Origin of the sequence: Flammeovirga sp. SJP92, assembly GCF_001583495.1 — a bacterium.
In the GTDB taxonomy this organism is placed as follows: Bacteria; Bacteroidota; Bacteroidia; order Cytophagales; family Flammeovirgaceae; genus Flammeovirga.
Map to the genome: position 1 here is coordinate 1 of NZ_LQAQ01000038.1, position 16,240 is coordinate 16,240.

10 protein-coding genes are annotated in these 16,240 nt (G+C 36.0%); 2 read left to right on the top strand and 8 right to left on the bottom strand.

The genetic code is table 11. The features are described 5' to 3' along the window. Positions 1–360 precede the first annotated feature (360 nt). The 6 genes from AVL50_RS09750 to AVL50_RS09775 all read right to left on the bottom strand — a co-directional run bounded on the left by AVL50_RS09750 (position 361) and on the right by AVL50_RS09775 (position 11,813). The gene (locus AVL50_RS09750; protein ID WP_062616312.1) at positions 361–2,259 is read right to left on the bottom strand and encodes a hypothetical protein; all 1,899 of its coding nucleotides are present in this window, start codon (positions 2,257–2,259) and stop codon (positions 361–363) included. A 148-nt stretch (positions 2,260–2,407) separates the two neighbouring features. After that, a complete protein-coding gene (locus tag AVL50_RS09755) occupies positions 2,408–4,678 on the bottom strand; it encodes a beta-galactosidase (RefSeq protein ID WP_082795742.1) in 2,271 nt (756 codons plus the stop codon). A 340-nt stretch (positions 4,679–5,018) separates the two neighbouring features. Further along, complete coding sequence (locus tag AVL50_RS09760; RefSeq protein ID WP_172826804.1) at positions 5,019–5,741, bottom strand: T9SS type A sorting domain-containing protein; 723 nt, start codon at positions 5,739–5,741, stop codon at positions 5,019–5,021. A gap of 31 nt (positions 5,742–5,772) precedes the next feature. Next, positions 5,773–7,260, bottom strand: a complete 1,488-nt coding sequence (locus AVL50_RS09765) for a hypothetical protein (protein WP_157491240.1) — start codon at positions 7,258–7,260, stop codon at positions 5,773–5,775. Between the two features lie 438 nt (positions 7,261–7,698). Beyond that, a complete protein-coding gene (locus AVL50_RS09770) occupies positions 7,699–9,471 on the bottom strand; it encodes a right-handed parallel beta-helix repeat-containing protein (RefSeq protein ID WP_157491241.1) in 1,773 nt (590 codons plus the stop codon). Between the two features lie 8 nt (positions 9,472–9,479). Next, entirely contained in the window at positions 9,480–11,813 is a 2,334-nt protein-coding gene (locus AVL50_RS09775) for a sugar-binding domain-containing protein (protein ID WP_063850646.1), read from the bottom strand. Between the two features lie 402 nt (positions 11,814–12,215). On the opposite strand from AVL50_RS09775, the gene AVL50_RS09780 reads away from it, so the two are divergent. Both AVL50_RS09780 and AVL50_RS09785 read left to right on the top strand, forming a co-directional pair. Continuing rightward, a complete protein-coding gene (locus AVL50_RS09780; protein ID WP_253764268.1) occupies positions 12,216–13,571 on the top strand; it encodes a sulfatase in 1,356 nt (451 codons plus the stop codon). 187 nt (positions 13,572–13,758) lie between these two features. Next, entirely contained in the window at positions 13,759–15,177 is a 1,419-nt protein-coding gene (locus AVL50_RS09785; protein WP_063850648.1) for a sulfatase, read from the top strand. Between the two features lie 73 nt (positions 15,178–15,250). Here the strand turns inward: AVL50_RS09785 and AVL50_RS09790 are convergent, their stop codons facing one another. Both AVL50_RS09790 and AVL50_RS09795 read right to left on the bottom strand, forming a co-directional pair. Beyond that, the gene (locus AVL50_RS09790; protein WP_172826805.1) at positions 15,251–15,652 is read right to left on the bottom strand and encodes an energy transducer TonB; all 402 of its coding nucleotides are present in this window, start codon (positions 15,650–15,652) and stop codon (positions 15,251–15,253) included. Next, complete coding sequence (locus AVL50_RS09795) at positions 15,645–16,214, bottom strand: hypothetical protein (protein WP_157491242.1); 570 nt, start codon at positions 16,212–16,214, stop codon at positions 15,645–15,647. Before AVL50_RS09795 ends, AVL50_RS09790 begins: the two co-directional genes overlap by 8 nt. Positions 16,215–16,240 lie beyond the last annotated feature (26 nt).

Sequence of the window (16,240 nt, forward strand, 5' to 3'; positions counted from 1 at the left end):
TTGAAGGGAAAAGCGTTAAGAATTTCATGAATTGAGCCGTTAAAAATGATTTTCCTGTTTGAGCAAAGCGAGTTTAAAATCATTGAGGCGAGTGGAATGAAATTTAGCTTTTGACTTCTAAGCCTAGATTTTTTGCTTCGTTTTTCATCAATGGAAAAATGAAGAAGAAGGAAGCTTGAAAGTAGAACCTTCAAAGCTTGTAGAAATGTCTAGTGAAAGTTGACGATAATTTAGTTTACAGAGTAGTAGATTGAAAATTAAAAAAAGGATATGACAATGTCATACCCTTTCCAAGTTTGTTTGTTAGTTCTTATTGTGATCCGTACACCATATATAAAATACTATGGTAAACGGTACACTCTACTTCTGCTTTGTATATTCAGGCAGAATATTGTATCCTTTTAAGGCTTCATTCAAGTTATCTTCAAGTATTGGAATCCCTTCATTATTCATTGCACTTTCTTCCAATTCCAGCCAGATACCATAATTGAATTCCGGCAAAATCTCCTTGATTTGCTGTTTGTACTTCTTGTAGTTTTTCTCTTGCATATCAAGGCATTTTGACGAAGATGATCCGTAGTCATACATCGCTTGAAGATTATCTAAAAAACGTTTTGATGCTGATAATCTCCATTTAATTTCGTCTTCTTTTGAGATCAAAAATCTATTTCTCATTTTGTGCATTTCACTGTCCAAAATAATATTCTGATTCAGCTGAGCATATGATCGATCTAAATTGCTGAAAGTATACGTGATAAAATCGGTTTTGTCTTGTTTGCCTATTATTTGTTTCGGTACTGTATAATCTACCACCGTATTTTTATCTCTTTTGACCTTCACTTGCATTTTACCTTTCCCTTTTTCTACATAAAAAGTATGGATTCCTTTTGGTGCAAAACCTAAGTGTTTTTCATTAAAATAAACATCTCCTCCCTCTTTCAAAACCGTCACTACTTCTACACTGTCCAAGTCTTGCAACTGGTACCTTTCTTTATTTCTAAATCTGATTTCAACGCCATTATTTTGATTTAATTCTCCAGGTAAATAATTTTTAAAAGAAGTCAAAACTATGTCCTCATGAGTTTCAAAATTACTATCTAGCCATTTGTTTTTATAGTATTTTAAAATCAATCCTAATCCATAACCATGGTGTAACTCTGGTGCAAAGTGGGAGCCATTATCATAATAATTCCATGAAGACACAAACATCATATCTGCATCTCTTTCTAAGCCTTTCTCCAGCAACTTACGTAAGTCTGAAGTCATCTTATAATTATGGGCTTTTACAAAGGTCTCTTTATCCGTTATGTTCGTATTTTTTATTATTCGATTAGTCTTTACACTATGACGGTTGGCTCCTTGAAGATCTGAATAAACACTTTGTATAAATGGACGGTTTCTTTTCTTACACACCTCTGCCAAACGATCCACACCTACTTCATAACTCTGAATACCTCTTAGGGTATAAATGGCTGGGAAGTGGTCCAAAACCTGATTCATGAAACGGTTGTTACCAATAAAATCTCCTTGATATACAAATGCGACATCATCATTCAGTCCTTTCTTAAGGGAGGTATACACGTCCGCTACTTTCTTTATCAAACTTGGATCTTCCAGAAAACTTCTCGTGTACTTCTTTTCCAACCCTTCATCAATTACTTTCTGTGTGAATTTAGTGAAGACAATTACTTTATTATTTCCCGTTCTCAACCACTTCTTTGAGTAGTTGGTTGACTTGAATAAATCATTCAATGTATTCTCTACTTTCATTAATAGATATGAAACCGGTATGTTTTTAGTACGGTCCATCTCAATGGCAATAGAGAATTTGAAATCAATATTTTTATCCTCTGCTACTTTTACATAAGCAGAAAAAATCTTCTTGAATTGGTTGATATAATAATCTGTTCCCAGTGGTCTGAATTCAAATTTAAATCCATCAATGCCCATCAGTTTAGCAGACCTCATTTCGTATTCATATGAATCACTATTTTCCATAGGATTCCCCATCATTGAAACCTGTGGAACAGTTGTTCTATAGTACTTGTGCACTTCGGTTTCACCCAAGGTAGACTCATATTTCATCCCTTTCAAATAAGCATCATTAATGCTGAAATTATAATAAGGGTGGTTAAGTGCTAAAACTACTTTTTCAGGAAAGAAAACATCCGCTGTCTCCTGTACTGGGTCTTGAGCAAAAGTAGTACTAGAAACGGTGCAAATTAGTAGTAATAATTGGAGTAGAGAAAGGTATTTCATTTCAATAGGTATTTAAAAAATGTGACTATAAGTTCAGAACTCAAGCAATGTTTCGGTTACAATATCATTGCTGACAGTAGTAAAAACCAACATTCCGCTTTCAATCTGTACTCAGAGTCACTTCTTATTGATTCAAAGAAATATTTCTCTACATTCCTTTCTTTTTTGCAGCGTCTACTTTCAATAAATACACTTTTAGTGGAGACATTTTAAATTCATAAGGAAGGGTCTGTCCTGTTATCACATCTGTAATTTGCATCGACTTTTGATCGTCTTTTAACTCAATGTTAAGTGTAGCTTCCGTCTTACCTACATTAACAATAGATACCCACTTGTCTTTTTTCTCATCTTCAAAGTAGCGCCAAATACACCCTTTATGACTCGTTGCATTTTCTTCTGAAATCTTTAGTGAAGTTGGAGTTATCAGGCCTAAAGTCTTTGCTTGAATTTCATCTGAATTTTGAGCAATAATTAATGTCCCTTTTCCGGCTTTCAAAGCGGTTAAGGATTGACCGTATTCATCTTTCAAAACGCTCTTTTTATCCATTACTATTTTCCCGCCTTTATCTAAATACGATTGCAAAGCGTCTCTTTCACCAACGGTCATAAATGGCGTTTCTTCAATCACCACTACATCCCAATCTTGATGAGGTTGTGTATTCAAAATTCCTTCGGTTACGAAACCGACAGCTCTTCCTTCAAACAAGAAACGCTCATAGGCATGGTATTCTTTGTCCATATGATTATCGATGTTGATGGCTGATGTTTCAGAGTGGAATACACGAATAGGTTTTCTTAATTTCTGAATCTTAGTCAACAACTCAGCATTGGCATTCATATCCATATACGTCAGTGTGATTTCATTCAATACGCGAGGCATTTGTGTCAAGGAAGCGGCATAGCCTTTTGAGTTTTTTCTTAAAGATCCGTCTTCTCCTCTTGGCCAAAACCATGTTTGAATCACATCTAAACCTAACATTGTTGCCAACCAATAAGTCGCTCTTGCGTACTCTGGTTTCATTTTTAATTCTCTAAAACGGATCGTTGAGATAAAGTGACCTTCTGAATTAAACACTAACTTTTCTGGGCTCACTGATTTCATAAAATCATATCCCATACACATCTGTCTCCAATCAAAGTAATATTTCGAAGCCCATTCTGGTTCTTTCTTTTGCCACATATCCGAATACACTGCACCAGCATCATTACCAATCACTGTAGATAAAGCCGTCAAAGCCTCTAAATCAATACCGTGATCTCTTGTGTTTTCTGAAAAGAGATGAGGCATAATCTTGATATGTGTATTTGCATCAGGATCATATTTATGAATTTCATCCGACAGAAACTGAAACCATTCCACTCCTCTCAATTGATTAAAACGCATCCAATCATACCAAACAGCAGTTCCTTGTAATTCACCTGCCATTGGGATTGTCACATTCACACTCTCAAAGTCAGTATAATTCGTCTCCCAAACTTGATTTAATGCCGAAATACTCTGATGTTTTTCTTTTAAGTAATTTCTGAACTTTTGAAGCGTAAAATCGGAAACTGTACCCGTATCCCATGATTTTGCTTTGGTGTGCCAATGTGGTTCATTCGCAAGCATATAACCCAAACTACTATACTTCTTACCTTTGATATGAGGCACCACTTCTTTAAAAAGCAGACTTACTAATTCTCTTGATGCAGGATGATCAATATCGTAATCAAAATACCTTCTTTTTCCTACTGATGCTTCTGGGTATTTTTCTGTAAACCACTCTGGAGGACTTAAGTGATTGATAAATGCTGTACCAATTCTACCTGAAGGTTGATTGATCAAATCTTGTTTGAAACGTTTCTTTAATGTCCCTTTTTCATCTTCTAAAAAGCGAGTAGAAAGGAAAATACCGTCTAAGTTACCGTGGTACTCTGTAAGATAATCCGTCTTCGGTTTCCATGAATAATCTGCCAAGAAAACAGGCTGACCGTTGTACATTACATCATCACCAACAATTTCCGTTTTGCTCCAATCAATAATTGGCACTTCTTGTTTACTGATCTTCCCTTTTAATGCTAATGATAATCTTTCTTCTCCTTCTTCCAACATCAGTAAGATTTCGTTTCTTTCGAAAGTCGGCAATTCCTCCGCTGTTTTGCGTGCCTCTTCCTTATATCTTTTTACTTTCTTAAATAAGGCCTCATTTCTGTCAATGTTCTTTTCGTCCCAATCAGCAAATTGACCGCATATTTCAGCCGTCCTGATTGTACTTTTCTCTTTCGTCACATCAATCCCTTTTTTCTCCGCTTTTTTAATCAGCGTCTGAAGGGCTTTTTGTTTGGTGGAAATCGCTTCTTTTAAATCTTGTGCTTGTGCAGTAAATGTGATACACAATAATAGAAGGATAAAAAATGGATAGTTTGTTTGTCGATTCATATTCGTAAGTATTTAATATATATAGTATTGATATCGCAAGTGTTAAGCCGGCAGGCGTCACTTGTGATTAGTAATTGGCGAAGTCTCCTGACTTCGAAATGAATATTTCAACTTTCCTTAAGTATTTCGAAGTCAGGAGAGTGTTAAGCCGGCAGGCGTCACTTGTGATTAGTAATTGGCGAAGTCTCCTGACTTCGAAATGAATATTTCAACTTTCCTTAAGTATTTCGAAGTCAGGAGACTTCGCCAATAATCAGTTCCAAGTGACGCTAGCGCTTAACACTTGAAACATTAGGGAGCTTCCCAAAAGCCCACGATTGAAATCGTGGGCCTTGTATGTTTATTTCTTCAAAACTCTAAAAGTCTCTTCCCCCTCAACCGTTACATAATAGGTTCCTTTTTGAAGTGATTCCATTTCCAAAACAGTATTGTAATCGTGGCTTCTCAAAGAAAGTACTTTTTTCGCATTACTATCGAAAACAGTAATATTATATTCTTTTTGAGTACCATTGATATGCAATTGACCTACTGTTGGATTAGGAAAAATCTCAAATAGAGGTTTCACTTCTTTAGGTTGCATCAATAATTGAATTGGAAATTGATGCCCTTCGTACATTTCAAAATCATAACCCAAAGAAGGAAAGGCTTGACCAAATTTAGACGACTTGTAATACACCTTTGCTAAAGGATTGGAAACATCCGCTTTCAAGTGTTTTCCTTCCGTCTTATAATTGGTCATTATCCAATATTTACCTTTTTCCAATTCAATATCTTGAATGGACAATTGGAGATTTTTCTCTGAAAGTTGTACGATATCAGAAGTATATATTAATGCCCCTGGACCATCGTTATCATCAGTATAAATCCCAAATTGGGCTTGTACTTCGGTTGCGTTATTCTCTAATTGAATGCCATTGATTGTCCCATCATATTCTAAGAGGTAGGGAACACCTACAACAAAATCAGAAGATGATAAAATATCGGTATCGTAGGCTGTTGTTTTATTTTGAGCGAATAAAAATGTTGTATTCAACAAAAGCGAAATCAAAAATAGCTTTTTCATGTTTTCTTTATTTAAAAGTTTTAAAAAGGGATTACTCATAGATATAGTCGTCGTCTGAAGCACCGGTGGTGATCACTCTGGCTTCATTTCTATACACTACTTTATCTCCCGAAAAAGCTCCTCCTTGTACTGTTATCGCTGATTCGTTCGGAATATTTACATTGTATCGGCCCGTGATATTTCCGATTGTATTTTGGGAGAATTTCGCAGTAAACATGATCGGTGCGATAGGATGCGTTTTATAACGCTGTCCGCCAGCATCTTTGATAATCAATGAATACACTCCCGGTTTTGGCGATCTGCTGTTTCTTACCGTCACCAATTTCTGACGTGCCAATTCTGTCATAAACCTCAATCCTTCAATTCCCGTATCTGCAGGATAATTGGAAGCGACAAGATTGTTTGTACCACTTGAAACCGTATTCGTTATCGTCTGTTTAAAGGTGATATTCTCAAATGTGGCATTTGTAAATTTCCCTCTTCTTGATTGTGGTAATAAACTCGCTGACGCAATGTAAAGGGTCGATAAACTGTTTTCAGCATACAGACCCGTAGCGTAAATGTTATTACAAATCTTAGAGTGAGGCTTAATGAATAAAGCGCAGAAACCTAATTTATTCGACACATTTTTGATGTAAATATCATCAATCGAACCCATTTTTTGACTATCAGTCAGATTCAAATCATCATTCGCTTTCCCACTTCCAGGTTCTAGTCTAACAGTGATTCCTTGCTCCCCTTCTAAGTTTTCCATGTAAATACGTTTTCCACTGAAAGGCTGTACCAAGGCATATCCCGTTCCAATGCCCGTTGCTTTTGCGTTTTTCACCACGCCTTGCATTGGAATTCTATTGAAAGTCGATAAATCATAATTCAATCGACCACTGGAATCTCTTCCTAAAAATTTACTATCGGCCACCAAAAACACTGAAGGGTTTAAGGTATAATTGTCCGTGATGATAAATCTCGAAATTGCAAAATTCTTAACATAGGCTACCTTAAATGGTGTAGCTGTTTCGAGTGGTGCAAAATTGCTTAAATCAATCTCAAACCATGTCGAAGAACTTTCTGAAGCACCGATAATTTCTACATTGGAAATCACGGCTTGATTGGTACTAGAATTTCTACCTAAATTAAATAAGGTATTGTTTCCGCCACTTCTATCAATGATAAATTTCACATTGTTGCCAACCTCAATTCTGATATTGGATTTAAGGTTGATTTGCCCCAAAGTATAAGTCCCCGGATTGAACTTGATGACTCCACCACCAAGGCCAGAAAGTCGATCAATTTCACTATTGATTTGTGAAGCTGTCGCAATACCATCTCTATAAACAACAGTCTCATTGACCGTTACTTTATCAATAAAGAAGGTGAGATTTTTAGTACCTACAGTTGCTCGTGTTGTACCCACTGTTCGTTGAGCATAGGTAGAAAAGTGCAGACACAACGAAGTCATGCCTATCAAAAGTAACTTGCTAATCCAGTTACTCTTAATGTGATTGTAAGAATAATTCATTGTTCATTTCATTTACAGAGTATCTTTATAAATACTCTAATTTTCATTTCAATATTATAGCTAGCTGTTGATCTCAATTAAAGCTTAAGTATTTAGTTTGCAAACTGCTTGAATTGATTTCTGGCTCTAATGTAGATTGAAATAACAAAATGAACGTTGTTTTCCGTTAGAATGATGTTTCTATTGAAATGAAAATGAATGTACAATTAGGCACATTGAAATGACATTAGGTTACATGGTATTAACGTTAAAAATAATGGTTCGTAAAGTGGTTTTTAAAATGGTTCGTGAGCCACAAGGCATTGTGGCTCTACAAGACCCTTTTCAATTTAGCAATTCATTAAATTGAAAGTACAACTCCTGTAAAGACGCAATGCTTTGCGACTCACGAACCACAACACGGGCCATGATATTTTGGCCAAATCCTTTTCCTCAAAATCACATATCTCTCAACTGACCATCTTCTTTTATGATCACTTCCTCAAAGCCTTTGATTTTGTTTTTACCAATTTCCACATTCTTACAGTGGTTAAATTCAAAAATTGGACGATCAGGGTGAAGCTCTTCTAATTCATTATTTTTAATGATTTCGTTTCCTTTAATCAATAAACCATCCACATTATATGCCCATACAATTCGGCTATCAAAAGTGTTGATTTTATTATTGATAAAGCGAATATTTCTATCATAAATTGCTTTTTTATCGGTTGCTTTTCCTAATCTTGGCGTGATATAAAGCACCGCATGTTCCATCCCACTTGTGGCACAATTATAAAAAGTGTTATTCTGAATCAATACATCTTCTACCTGCCCCGATTCAAACCAATGGAATGATTCTCCTCTAAAGAAAACGGCTGACATACTTGATGAAAAGTAGTTCTCCTCAATCACAATTTTCTCTGGAGTTTTCAATACAATATTTCTTGCTCGATGGTTTTGCATGGTACATCCTCTCATTGTAAACTCCGGATTCCATGTTTTATTTTCCATCAAATCACCACTTTTTAATGCCGATGGAAGATCATTTTCAAAAGTCAATTGAGTATATTCTTCATTGAGTTCTTTATAAGAAGCTACCTTTAAAACTTTCGCTTGACGGTCTGGGCTTGGCTGATGGATCCACCAAATTTCATCTCCTTTTCCAGCAAACTGAAAACCATATTGTTGGTAGTGCTCCAACTTCACAATCACACTTCTTTTACCTACTACTTTATCAATAAAAACATACGTTCCATGCACGTTGGTTGCATCATCCAGCATATTTTCAAAACGGCAGTTTTCTACCAAAACTTTTCCTTTTACATTACAGAAGTGCGTTGCATCAGCAGTAGAGGAAATCAATCGATCGCTGTCTTTTCTTGTGTAAACACCACTGTTTTTGATCGTTACATTTTCGCTTCTCTCCGCCAAAAAGCCCATTCCTAAAGCATGGTGTACAATCACATTATCAAAAGAAATATCTTTAGACGAGATCATTTGAAAAGCGGGTGCATATCGGTTATCGCCATGCGGTCCTTTAAAATTGATCTTATTGTTTAATGTTGGAAACTGTCTCATCGGGCCATGGAAACGGTACTTATTGCTCTCTAAAAGTTCTACTTTTTCAGGTCGACCATTTAAATCCAATGCTCCGTGTGCCACTGCTTTTGTTTTCGGATCAAAAGTCAATGTGTTTCCTAAACTAGAGTAAGTGAAATGCTTGATATTAGGGAATTGTAATTGTCCTCTTCTAAGTTGAAATGAATAACCCTCTGTATCCATTACTACATCCATCCACTCTTCTTTTTCATTGACTGCTACTACTGTTCCTTGAATTGTAAAAGGTACTTTCCAGTCAATTTTGATGTTTTTGATGCTTACATTCTGACAGTTTTCAATCAAGAAAGGAAACATCTGACCATTAAAAATCAGCTCTGTATTCTTACCTTCAATAGTTACTTTTTCAAAGTTTTCAAAAGGGAAAGCAATACGTTTGATTCCGTTTTTATGGTTGGTGATAGGACAGTATTTCTCGTAGGCGAAATCAGGTTGGAAATAATATTTTCCTTCCTCAAAGACCAATTTAATTTCTTTGTCATTTGCGTTTTCTATCGCTTCACGTACCACGGGAGTCATATCCCTGTCCCCCTGACGAGGAATAGGAATAATTTTCTCCGCATAAGATGGTACCACGAATACCAAAATTAGAAATTGAATTATGAATAATTTCATGTCGTTTGTTAGTTTAGTTTACGTTGAAGGCTTCCTTTTAATTGTTCCGATTTAGAAACTGCTTTGATGCTGATGTCTTTTTTCAAGCTATTGATTTTGATCAAAGCTGTCGCGATACCGGCATCTGTTGTGAGCGTTTCTGTATTCATTAATTGGATATCCCCTTCTAGTGATACATTAATTTCTTCTTGATGATCGTGTACCAAAGTACCATTTTCATCCACCACTTTGATGTAGGCAAAAACCACATCTTGAGAAGCTAAAGGCACTGCTCTATCTGCCAAAACAATCGATAAATGATGTGCTTTTTCAGGTGTTTTCACCCAATCCTCTCTTACTTTTTTTCCTTTGATATACCCTTCCGCTCTTAGCGTTCCCTTCTTAAATTCTTTCAAAGCAAATGTAAATGGAGGATGAGAAAGGTTTGTTGATTTTTGGTCTTGATCTGGCTTTTGCTCACCAATCAATTGATCATTAAGATACAGTTTTACTTGCTCACAATTAGAATACACTTTCAGGGATAAAGGGGAGTTTTCATCCCAATAAGAAGCAATTTTCACCATGGCATCTTCCTTTTTAGAAACATCTTTTTGAGATTGATAAAAATAATAGGCGAATTTCTCAATCCTAAAAATGTCCGCAATTCCAGAAAATTCGATGTCCTTATGGTAGCCTCTATTGTAATCAAACATCACCCAATACCCGTCTCCAAAAGCAGTCGTTTGTAAGTTGTCGTTTAATGCTTCTTGTACATTGTAAGCCTGTTGTAATAATCGTTTTTCACCGTACGCTCTCGCTTGTCGGCTTGACGTTTCATATCGTGTTTGCTTGTCTAATTGATGTTGATTTAGACCTGCATTTTTTGAGTAATATTCCCAATCACCATACTCTGAAACAAAGTAAGGTCCCTTCCAATGCTCCTGATCATCAGGATGTAAAATACGGTGTTGGCGCGCTTGGAAGAACACATCATACCCCTCGTTCATCCAACCTGCTGAGTATGATGCTCCAATTGGATATTCTTCCTTTACAATCGCACTTAATTTCTTTCTAAATTCCAACGGCATTTTTGTCTCATTCAAAGAAACCTCCCAAAGCAATACATTCGCATGATTTCTATCTCTTCTGATTAAATCTCTTGCCGTTTGGAAAATCTGATTTCTAAAACCGTCCGTTGGTTTGTAATATTGCCATCCCAAAATAGCATCAATTGTCAATAAACCCAGTGAATCACAAGCATTCATAAACGCTGTTGAATGCGGATAATGCGACAGACGAATAACATCAAAACCGGCTTCTTTGATCAATTTTGCATCACGAATTTCTGCTTGTTCAGACAATGCATAACCCACATAAGGATACTCCTGATGTCTGTTCGTTCCTCTCAAATATCTTTTCTGTCCATTGATATATAATTCAGTCCCTACAAACTCCACTTTCTTAATACCAATTGTCGTTCGCTGTTGATCCACCACTTTACCATCTACGGTCACTTCTGTTACCAATTTGTATAAATTCGGTGAGTGTGTATCCCAAAGTTTCGGTTTCTTTACACTAAGATCTTGTGTAACTGTTTTTGTATTATTAGATGAAAGTTCGAAAGCTGAACCTTGGAACTTCATCACTTTCTTATTTTTAAAGTAAAGCGTTTGAGCCACTTTTACTTCCTGTACTTTGGAAGTCGTATTCTTTACTTCCGTCTTAATTTTTAATGATGCCTTATTCGCATTTACTTCAGGGTAATTGATAAAAATACCACCTCCAGCTACTTTCTCTTCCAACAATGGAAAAGTAATATGCACTGGATTTTTCTCAATCAACCAAACATTTCTATAAAGACCGCCATAAGTATTGAAGTCTAATATTTTTAAGGGTTTCGGCCCTGTAATCTCACTATCTGTATTATCCAACTTCACCACAATCACATTTTCCTTTTGAGGAGAAACGTAATCCGTCATATCAATGACAAACGGTAAATAACCACCAAAATGTTTCTTGACATATTGTCCATTGACCCACACTTCAGCAATGTTCATCGCTCCTTCAAACTCCACAAAAATTCTCTTCTTTGCAGGGTTCGACTGCACTTTAAATTTCTTTCTATACCACGAAATCCCCTGCCATTGATCATTCACTACCAAAGGCTCTAGTCGTGTAGTATGTGGTAAAGTTACTTCCTCCCACTGACTATCATCAAAATCTAATTTATGAAGTTTATCTACATTAAGAAGGGCCTCCTCTCTTACAAATTTCCAAGAACTATTAAAGTTCACTCTATCACTTCCAAGGACTTGAAATGACAGTATAAGTAGTACAATATTTAATCCTATCAGCTTCAACATTTTTATTTCATTTCATTCAAAAATATTCGATGTCACTACCCAAATATCAATGAATAATAAAAATTTGATGTTGTTCTCCGTACATGATCAGTCCTTTTACGTACGACTTTTCTGTCAGATACAGCACAACCTAGCTGACAGTATTAAAAATGAGGTTTTTATACTGATTCAGACCAATAATTAATCATTAATGAAAAAGCTGAATTGACTAAAACATACATATTAAAAACGCAAAACCACCCTTATTTTAGAGAAAAAAATGACCTTGTCAATGGTATTAAAAACCATGTTTCAAGTGTTAAACGATAGTGTCACTTGGAACTGATTATTGGTGAAGTCTCCTGACTTCGAAATGAAAGGGAACAATACAAAATCTAATTTTACGATTGAAATGTAATGAATATGATGAAGCAACTTTTTTATATAGGACATTTCCTCCTATTTTTTCTATTAAATACTAGCACCTACGCCAAAGAACCACCCAATATCATTTTACTTTTTGTAGATGATTGGGGATGGATGGATGTTGGCTATCGCAATAATAAATATGTCACACCTAATATAAATCAGCTGAAGGAAGAGAGTCTGGAGTTTACGAGAACGTATGTTTCTACTCCCACTTGTAGTCCTAGTAGAGCATCGATTTTGACAGGAAAAGAAGCCGTTCGCATGCAGATGGTGAGACATATTGTACATTCTAATCCGGATGGATCGAATGATGATAAATTTAGTTTTTGGAAGAAAGATCCTGTACAACGCCCGTCTATTAATTACCTTCCTTTGGAAGAAGTGACCTACGCAGAAGCCTTAAAAGAATACGGTTATTATAATGCTTTCTTTGGAAAATGGCACCTTGGTCATGCACCTTATCATCCCATTCATCAAGGGTTTGATGAGCAAAATGGCACAACCAACTGGGGACATCCTAAAAGCTATTATCCACCTTATTTCAAGTCTGGTTTTGGTGAAATTAAAGAGGGGGAATTCTTAACGGATAATTTGACCAATCAAACCACTTCTTTTATTAAAGAGTACGATAAGAAACAGCCTTTTATGATCTCGCTTTGGTACTATGGTGTGCATGGTCCACATGTGGGGAAAAAGGAGCATCTTGATTTATACAAAGGTTTACCTAAAAGGGAACAACAATATGGGGCTATGGTCACTGCGGTGGATGAATCGGTCGGGCAAATCAGAGAGGCTTTGAAATTGAAGGGATTGGATGAAAATACAATCATTATTCTGACTTCTGACCAAGGTGGATTTTTCTCTCAAGCTCCATTAAGTGGTGGTAAAATTGGTGGTAATACGCTGGGTGAAGGTGGTGCTAGAGTACCAATGTTGATCCATACACCTGATCCTTCTAGCCATAAAAAAGAGATCGACACTCCTGTTTCTACGATTGACATCTTTCCTACTTTAATGGAAATTGCCTCTCAAAAGAAATATAAAAATACTGGGATTCAAGGGGTCAGTTTGTGGTCTACTATCAACGGAAAAAAGAAAATAAAGGATAGAAATCTCTACTTTATGAGAAGCTATGAGGATCAATATGCTTCTGTTATTCAAAACGATTGGAAGTTGGTCAAATACCATAGCGGGAAGAAAACTTTATTCAATATCGCTTTGGATCAATCTGAGAAAAATGATCTGTATACGGTAGAAACAAAAGTGGCGAAGGAGTTGGAAGATGCTTTATTGGATTGGGAAAATGAAGTGTATTCTACTTGGGAGAAAGTGGATCCGCCTGTCAACTAAAATTGAATTAATAAAACATGTGTGCTACGAGCACCACGACTAAAGTCATGGGCATGTGATACTGACTCCAACAACACTAAAGTGATGTTTCCGTGTTTTAACCTTCAAGACTTCAGTCTTGATGAGGTTACGGTATCACCTGCCCATAGTTTTAACTATGGTGCAAGAACCAAAATAACAATAAAAAATGAAATACATTAATTATACTTTCATCTTGTTTATCTTTTTGTTTTCACAATGTGCAATGAATACAGCACAACAAGAGAAAAAACAAGTGAATATTCTATGGCTATTCGGGGAAGATATTGACCCTTGGATGCCCGTGTACGGTGACTCAACTATCCAAACACCAAATATCGATTTCCTAGCTCAAAATGGTGTGACTTTTACCAATTGTTTTTCGATGTCTCCGGTATGTTCTCCAGCACGTTCGGGGATATTTACAGGAGCAATGCCAACGACTATTGGTACTCATAATCACCGTGCAGGACGAATGGTCAACAAACCTCTTCCGGACCATGTAAAAGTGCTTCCTGAGCTTTTCAAGGATCAAGGTTATCATACTTTTAGTGAAGGAAAAGATGACTTCAACTGGTCATATGACTGGAATGACTACTGGTCTGGAAGTTACACGGAGAAAAAGCATTTTGGAAAAACGGGTACGGGAAGCTGGAACGACAGAAAAGAAGGGCAACCTTTCTTTGGTGTAATTGAGCTCTATGGTGGTAAGAACAAAAATAAGCCGAAGCATTTGGTTGACCCTAAGGATGTGAAAGTGATGCCTTACTACCCAGACATTCCGTCTATCAGAAAGCAAATTGCAGATCATTACAATCAGATTAAAGTGACGGATAATGAAATTGGGGAATTGATAAAGCAATTAAAAAAGGATGGCTTGTATGAAAACACTATCATTATTTTCTTCTCTGACAACGGTTATAACCTCCTGCGCGACAAGCAATTTTTATATGATGCCGGACTTCATATGCCTATGATTATTTCATCACCAGGAAACCCTGATCTATTAAAACAAAGTGGTGTGAGAGAAGACCTAATGAGCTTACTTGATTTAACGGCTACTACTTTACATTTAGCGGATATCGAAGTGCCCGAATACATGGAAAGTCAGAATGTATTTGATAAAAATTATCATAGAGATTTTGTAATCGGAGCAAGAGACCGTTGTGATTTCACGATTGATCGTATCCGTTCGGTGAGAACTGAAAAATTCAAGTACATCAAGAACTTTATGACTGACCGCCCTTTGATGCAATTACAATACAGATCGCATAAGAAAAGTACGATAGCGGTGATGGAGGCCTATAAAAATGGTGTAGAGTTTAGCAGTGATTGGCTTTCTGACACTCGCCCTGCTGAAGAGTTGTATGACCTTGAAAAAGATCCTTATGAACTTCATAATTTAGCTTCAGACCCTGATTATCAAGCGGAATTAATTCAGCATAGAAAGACATTGGAACTTTGGATTGAAGAGACAGATGATAAAGGGCAATATCCTGAATCTCAAGAGCAGTTGAAAGCTGTTTTTGAACGTTATGGAGAACGATGTATCAATCCTGAATTTGATTTTCTGAAAGCAACGAAGTAATAGTTAATATATAGATTTTTGAAGCCACTTCTGCTTTGCGGAGGTGGCTTTTTTGGTTGAAATTTAAACGTTATCATTCAAAGGCAATTGGTACTATAATCCAACTATCCACGGCCTTACCATTCTCTATTCCAGTCTTAAATGTCATTTTTCTCACTACTTCTATGGCGTTTTTATCCGCTTCGTCTGATATCCCCTTCACTACTTCAAACTCACTTGTGTGACCATTTCTATCGACTAGAAATCTCACATAAACTTTACCTTCAATACAACCTTTCGCTTTTGGATATTTTAATTCTCTTTTTACGAACTCAGATAAAGATATACCTTCTCCATGGTAAAATTTTGGTAATATTTCTGAGTACATGAAGTACGCTTTCTCTTCTTCTATATCGGCATTCATTTCTTTCGTATGACAACTTTCAAGTAAGTGGCATGAAAGAAAAATGGAGAGCGTAAATAATATCTTATTCATTAGTTTCATCTTTGGTTAAAGCATCTGTAATAATCTCTTGTCCTTTTTGGTTTATTAAATTATAAAGTGAATCAGCATCTAAATCCAAGGTATCAAATCGTAGATAGCTTAAACTCTTGTTCTCATAAGTGTGAGCTAGGGTATCTTCCCTTGCAATTTGAATAAAAGTATCATTTTCAAAGAAATATTTCGATTCTTTGACATAGCTTTTAGATTCTACTATTAATTGCTGTCTTTCATAAAGGTATGCTATCGTTAGTTTCTCATTTTCAAAATTATAGATTTCATGAATTGCATAATACTCATAAGCTCCCCGCTCTAGTTCAGCTTTGAAGATTTTATCATTTTTGTATGAAATTTTTATATCTGTCGCAACATCACCCTCTAAATATTTTTTATGAACCTGTTTTATATTATCCTGCTTTTTAGGTAATGCTTTTGGGGGATTAGTAATAGGATTAAATTCAATTCTCTTAAAGTCCCTTATTTCCTCTTTTTCGTGAGGTTTGGAACAAGAAATTACCATCATGATGAGAAGTAAATTGAATAGAATAGTTTGCATTTTTATATTATTGATCTTGATTTAAA